Here is a 1,334-nt window from a genome sequence, read left to right as displayed (position 1 = left end):
GGCACCTCAGACGAAGAATTAAATATTAAAAATTTAAGCAAAGTTATATTTAATAAAGATATTTTATTGATAAGTTTGTTTGGCGGTTTTATGGTTGGACCATTAGAAGGCTTTGCAGATGCGTGGTCCGCAACATTCTTGCATGAGATGTACGCTATAGATAGACACATTGCATATAGCATTTCAAAATGGATACTAATAGGCTTTGGCTTTGGGCATTTATTACTTCCTTACATATTAGCAAAAAATCCAACCAAGCACTATGAAATAATAATTTCTTGTGCTATGGCCATGATAATTGTGTTCTTATTACTTTTTATATGCAATAGTAGTGAACTCCTGGAATGTATATTACTATTCATTATTGGTCTTGCTTCTGCATACCAAATTGTTTTTACTGCTAAAGTTGTAAGTTGTGTAAAAAACGAAGCAGTAGCAAGTGCAGGATCTGTAGGTAATTCCATAGTTATGAGTTTTGGTTATTTTTTTTCACGTCATTATTGCAAATATAATGAATTTTTATTGGAACGGTGAAATTATCGATGGAAAGCCATTTTATGGAACTGATGTAATGGTTAAGTCTATGTTAATAATACCTATATGACTACTAATAGGAATGATAGGCTTTTGGTTACTTAAAGTTATAAGCTGTAAAAAGAGCTAAGCAGATTTAGATGATTAATATAGTATTGTTTTTTATAACTAAAGTATCTATAATCCTAAATTTTAGCTGAGATTCATGTTGCAGAGGAATTTTTTAATCTGGTTGTTGACGTCACTGTTTTATGCATACCAATATATATTACGCGTAATTCCAAACATAATTGCGCCTGAATTAATAACAAAATTTAACATAAGTATTGCAGATGTTGGCCAATTTGGTGGGTTATACTATGTAGGCTATACGCTAGCTCATATACCTATTGGTCTTTTCCTTGATAGATTTGGACCAAAGTTTGTTTTACCTGCTTGTACCGTTTTGACATTTACCGGAACACTACCGCTTATATGCTTTGATGAGTGGAGTTATTCAATAATTGGAAGAATAATTGTGGGAATTGGGTCATCCGCTTCGGCAATTGGAATCTTTAAAGTTGCAAGCATGTATTTTGCGCAAGAAAAATCAGCAAGAATGGCCAGCTTATCTATAATTATAGGAATTTTGGGAGGGATATGTGGCGGGTTACCTTTAGACTTCTTACTCGATAAATTTGGCTGGAATTATGTTATCTATACATTCTCAGCATTTGGGTGTTTACTTGCTCTGTTGCTGTTCTTAGTAACGCCTGAAAGCAATGCTCAACAGGAAAAAGTTAGCATTAGAGACTTAAAAA

2 protein-coding genes are annotated in these 1,334 nt (G+C 33.1%); both read left to right on the top strand.

Translation table 11 applies throughout. The annotated features are described in order from the left end of the window. On the top strand, positions 1-534 hold a 534-nt coding region (locus tag WGMM_RS02195; protein ID WP_458694879.1), incomplete at its 5' end, for an MFS transporter. Positions 535-742: 208 nt separating this feature from the next. Continuing rightward, a partial coding sequence (locus WGMM_RS02190; protein WP_038249430.1) for an MFS transporter occupies positions 743-1,334 on the top strand: 592 nt, incomplete at its 3' end.

Origin of the sequence: Wolbachia endosymbiont of Glossina morsitans morsitans (assembly GCF_000689175.1) — a bacterium.
Taxonomy (GTDB): Bacteria; Pseudomonadota; Alphaproteobacteria; order Rickettsiales; family Anaplasmataceae; genus Wolbachia; species Wolbachia pipientis.
The sequence above is the reverse complement of the archived record's forward strand: the minus strand, read 5'-3'. Positions and strand labels throughout refer to the sequence as shown.